The sequence below is a fragment of the Elioraea sp. Yellowstone genome (genome assembly GCF_006704265.1).
Lineage (GTDB): Bacteria > Pseudomonadota > Alphaproteobacteria > Acetobacterales > Acetobacteraceae > Elioraea.
In genome coordinates, this window is the sequence record NZ_VIKA01000207.1 from 1 (window position 1) to 4,587 (window position 4,587).

Annotated in this window: 4 protein-coding genes and 2 pseudogenes; all 6 read right to left on the reverse strand. The window is 71.4% G+C overall.

Translation table 11 applies throughout. From position 1 onward, the window contains the following. Positions 1–62: 62 nt before the first annotated feature. Positions 63–785: a PEP-CTERM sorting domain-containing protein gene (locus FK498_RS19805; RefSeq protein WP_202614907.1), complete on the reverse strand. Its 723-nt coding sequence runs from the start codon at positions 783–785 to the stop codon at positions 63–65. A gap of 288 nt (positions 786–1,073) precedes the next feature. Then, the gene (locus FK498_RS17525; RefSeq protein ID WP_161988475.1) at positions 1,074–1,757 is read right to left on the reverse strand and encodes a PEP-CTERM sorting domain-containing protein; all 684 of its coding nucleotides are present in this window, start codon (positions 1,755–1,757) and stop codon (positions 1,074–1,076) included. 293 nt (positions 1,758–2,050) lie between these two features. After that, positions 2,051–2,131 (reverse strand): annotated as a pseudogene (locus FK498_RS20265) (PEP-CTERM sorting domain-containing protein); the annotation flags it as partial. A gap of 864 nt (positions 2,132–2,995) precedes the next feature. Then, a pseudogene (locus tag FK498_RS20270) lies at positions 2,996–3,073 on the reverse strand (PEP-CTERM sorting domain-containing protein); the annotation flags it as partial. Positions 3,074–3,891: 818 nt separating this feature from the next. After that, a complete protein-coding gene (locus tag FK498_RS17540; protein ID WP_141856842.1) occupies positions 3,892–4,095 on the reverse strand; it encodes a hypothetical protein in 204 nt (67 codons plus the stop codon). Positions 4,096–4,128: 33 nt separating this feature from the next. Next, positions 4,129–4,587, reverse strand: a 459-nt coding sequence (locus tag FK498_RS19485; RefSeq protein WP_202614909.1) for a hypothetical protein, incomplete at its 5' end; no start/stop codon positions are given.

The window sequence follows — 4,587 nt, forward strand, 5'->3', positions numbered from 1 at the left end:
CGGTCGGCCCGCCCGGCCCTCGCTCTCGGGCCGCAGGTGCGGCCCGTCCCCTGGTCAGACGGTCAGGCGCGGCGCCGGCGCGCGGCGAAGCCCAGGCCCAGCAGGCCCATGCCGAGCAGGGCGAGCGAGGCCGGCTCGGGCACGGAGAACTCGCCGTTCGAGATCCGCAGCAGGATCACCATGTCGTCGTGGTTGTCGTCCGGCCCGGCGCCGGAGTCGTCGAGGGCGATGATTACCGACGTCCCGCCGGCGGGCGTGCTGCCGTTCACGGTGCTGTCCCAGCTCGCGAGGGCGAACGGATCGCCGCTGGTGAAGGTGAGGAAGAAGTTGGGCTTGGCCGGCGCGTAGTCGTTGGTGGCGTTGGTCACCGTCTTCGGCGTGCCGGTCAGGTTCGCGATGAAGCTGAAGTCGAGCAGGCCGGCGGTCAGGGTGACCGTGCCGAGCAGCGGCGGGGCAGGCGTGGCCGGCGGGAGGAAGTAGTCGGCATTGCTGCCGGAGCCCGCGCCGGTATCGTACGTCAGGGTGCCGGCGGTGTGGTTCAGGATGAAGCGGTTGTTGTACCCGGCCTCCTTGCCGAGATAGTAGACCTCGACCGTGGCCGAGGGGCTGGCGAAGAGGTAGAGGTTGGCATCGTACCAGCCCTCGAGCGGCGGCTTGTCGAACACGTCGTTCGACTGGAAGCCGAGCGGCGAAGCGCCGATGAACGCCGCCTGGGCCGACCCGGCAGCGAAGGAGAGCGCGAGGGCGGCGGTGCCGGCGAGAAGCGTCGTCTTGATGGTCGTCATCGAGTGATCTCCTGGACGCCTCGCCCAAACCCCCGGCGAGGCCGTCGGGAGGGGAACAGCACACCGCATGCCAGAACCGGAGACGGTTCAAGAACAAGACGTTACAGACGCGTCGCGGACGGCGGGGCGGCGGGTGTAAAGAATCCCGACAGGCCTGCCAGGCCCTCACCCTGACCCTCTCCCGCGAGCGTTCCATCGCGCGGGCGCGGCGGGAGAGGGGTGGGGTGAGGGGAAGCGCCCGAAGCGAAGGGCCGGGCGGTCCGCCCGCCCGGCCCGCGGATCGGGCGATCAGGTGCGCCGGCGCGCGGCGAAGCCCATGCCCAGCAGGCCCATGCCCAAGAGCGCGAGGCTGGTGGGCTCGGGGATGGTGAAGGCGCCGTTGCTGATCCTGATCACCATCACGAGGTCGTCATGGTTGTCGTCGGGCCCGCCGCCGCCGTCGTCGAGGGCGACCAGCAGCGTGTTGCCGCCGAAGGCCGAACTGCCGCCGGCGAAGCTGCAGGCCGTGATCGCGGCGGCGGGGTCGCAGGTGATCACGAAGGAGAAGAAGTTCGGCACGCTGGGCGGCAGCGGGTTCGCGGCGTTGGTCACGGTCGCGAGGGGGCCGAAGAAGTCGGTCGTGAACGCGAAGTCGATCAGGCCCGGTGGCGTCAGCGAACTTCCCTCGAAGGTGGGCGCGGAAGAGCCGCCGAACAGCGAGGACAGCCCCGTATCGCCCGATTGGGCCCCGAAGCCGGTGCCGTTCAGGAAGAACTCGTTGTTCGCCCCGGCCTCGATGCCGATGAAGTAGACGTCGATCGTCGTCGCCGCGCCGGCGATCAGGAACCAGGTCGCGCCGAGCCAGCCCGTGACGCCGGCGCCCATCACGGAGTTGCTGCCATCGGTGGTGTGGAGGACAGCCGCCGTCGCGCCGGTCGTCGCCGAGAGCGCGAGCCCGGCCGCTGCCACGCCTGCGAGAAGAAGCTTCTTCATGGCGGTTCTCCTGAAGTCCGCGGCGATGACGCCGCCCTGCATGTACCCGTATGCAATAGTTATGCCTTAAGAATAAGTTCGGATAATTCAAGGGGTTGCGGCCGCGCCGACGACCGCCGCAGCAGAAGTGTAAAGAATCCCGACACGCTGCCCCGTCCTCACCCTGTCCCGCTCCTGCCGGCGGAAGAGGGGCGGGATGAGGGAGGGGACCCGAAGCGAAGGGCCGGGAGGTCGCCCCCCCCCGGCCCTGCTCTCCGGGCCGCAGGTGCGGCCCGCCCCCTGTGGTCAGTCGGTCAGGCGCGGCGGCGCGCGGCGAAGCCCAGGCCCAGCAGGCCCATGCCGAGCAGCGCCAGCGAGGCGGGCTCGGGCACCGGCGTGGCGGGATCGTCCGGCGTGGCGGCGCTCAGGCGGCGGGCGATGGTGAGGTGCGAGACGCCCTTGGCGCCCGGCCCCTTGCCCTTGGCGGTCGTGAAGTCGAAGGGCGGATCGGTGAACGGCGTGCTCCAACCCCCCGCGGCGACGTCCTCGTCCAGCAGGAAGGCGACCAGGTTGGTGCCCGCGCCGCTCTTGAAGACGAGGATGTAGTCGTAGGACGCGAAATCGGCGCCCGCGATCGACCAGGTGCCGGACTTGCCCGTGCTGCCGGCGCCGTCCATCTGGTCCTGGCCGTTGCTCTGCCAGTCGGAGAAGCCGAAGAACCCGGCGGCGTTGATGGCGGCGATCTTGGCGGTGTTCGCGTTGTCGGGATCGCTCAGGTACTGGCAGGCGGCGGCGGCGGTCAGGGTCGGCGCGCCGCCGTCATGCACCCTGGCGGTGCCGTCCGCGGTGAAGCTGGCCGGGCAGTTCATCAGGGCCGCCTCGGCGGCGCCGCCAAGCGCGAGCATCGCTGCACCGGCCAGACCGGCGATTGCAGGACGGTGGAGCCGCATCGGGAGGTCCTTCCAGGAACACGATCCTCTGCCCGCATCATGCGACAGAACGCCGCGTCTGTGTCGTGCGATGAGCAACGCACGCGCCATGCCAATGGCGCATGACGGCGGGATTCTGCAGCGCAGCAGGAGGGCGCAGCGGCGGGTGTAAAGAATCCCGACACGCCTGCCCCGCCCTCACCCTGTCCCTAGCCCACGGACGTGGGAGAGGGGCGGGATGAGGGAAGGGGCCCGAAGCGAAGGGCCGGGAGGTCGCCCTCCCGGCCCTTGCGTCAGGCCGCCGTGGCGGCCCGTCCCCTGGTCGGCGGGTCAGGCGCGGCGGCGCGCGGCGAAGCCCAGGCCCAGCAGGCCCATGCCGAGCAGCGCGAGGCTGGCGGGCTCGGGGATCGCGGTGCCGCCGCTGTCGTAGAAGCTCAGATGCGACAGGCCGCACGGCCCTGGACCGGAGGGCCCGCCACCGCACTCGACCGGCGTGGACCAGTCGCCCGAATTCACCGACCCGTCGTCGTTCAGGAACACGTTGAAGTTCGGCCCGCCCTTGGCGACGTAGGCGAGGATGGACGGATCGCCCGGCCCCGGCGTGTAGGTCCAGGTGCCGGTGCCACTGCCGCCGCTCCCGAACGCGAAGGCGAACTCGCTGCCGTCGATCGTCGGGAAGAGCGTCGAGTTGATCGTTGTGGTGGTGAGGACGCCGGCATCGTTGAAGTCGAACTTGATGATGATCGGCGAGCCTGCGGCGGCGTCATAGATGAGCGGATCGTTCGGGATCGCGCAGGCGCTGAACGGCGACCCGAAGGTGCCGGCGCAGTCGTTGCCGCCGATCGTGCTGACGAAAGTGTCCGCCTTCGCGCCGCCGATCGCCAGCATCGCCGCGCCGACCAGACCACCTGCCACAACCGTGCCGAGCCTCATGGCCGCGCTCCTCCGTCGGGTCCGCTCCGGACACTCGCCCGTGCGGGGACTGTCGGCCATGGTTCATGCACCTTACGTGCCAGGGCCGGGAATCCGCGCTTCAGCCTGCGCCCGCATGGGGGCGGTGCGGCGGGCTGTAAAATTCCCCGACACGATCTCGTTTCCATATCAATTGCAATTTCGGGTCGAGATGCCGGCGCAGCGCACCTGCGCGCGGGCCGTGGCCGGCCGCCTCGGGCGCGATCGGTCGAGGCGGTGCAACGTTCTCCGACAGGACCTGCCCGGCGAACCCGTCAGGCGTCGATCAGCCCGAGCCGGTCGCGGATGCGGCCAATATCCCCCGCCATCCGGTCGAGCCGGCCCGAGATGGTGGCGTACTGCGCTTCGAGGTGGCCGAGACGCTGCCGCGCCTCGGTGATGTCCTGCCGCAGCCAGGCCAGATCGGCGCGGATGGCGCGGAGATGCTCCAGGACCAGATCGGCGGGCGGGATGGCCATGGGATCAACCCTATCACACCGGACATGGCGCGCTCAGCGCCGCGACAGCGAAGCCGCCTGGGCCGCCAGCCCCTCTCCTTGCGCCGCGAGCAGCGCCTCGAAGGTGCCGCGGCCCGTCGTGATCGGCTGGCCGCGCAGCTCCAGCATCACCACCACCGGCCGGCCGCGCCCGCCGACCAGGCTGTTGAGCGCCTGCTCGGCCCGGCTCCCGAGCCCGTCGCCGACCGCGCGCCCGTCCAGCCACGCGGCGGTGGCGACCAGCCGGCCCGCCTCCGCCTGCTGGCGCACCCGCCACGCCCCGCCGCCGGGGATCGGCACCCCGAAGGTGAGGTCCTCGTCGTGCTCGCGCGCGCGCCCCCGCCGCGCGCCGGCGCCCTCGTTCCAAGTCGCCGCCCGCGGGAACACCAGCACGCGCGCCGCAAGGGCCAAGCCGCCGCAGGCGGTCTGGGTGCAGCCGGGCGGCAGGGCGAGGCGCGGCGCGGGCTCCTCGGG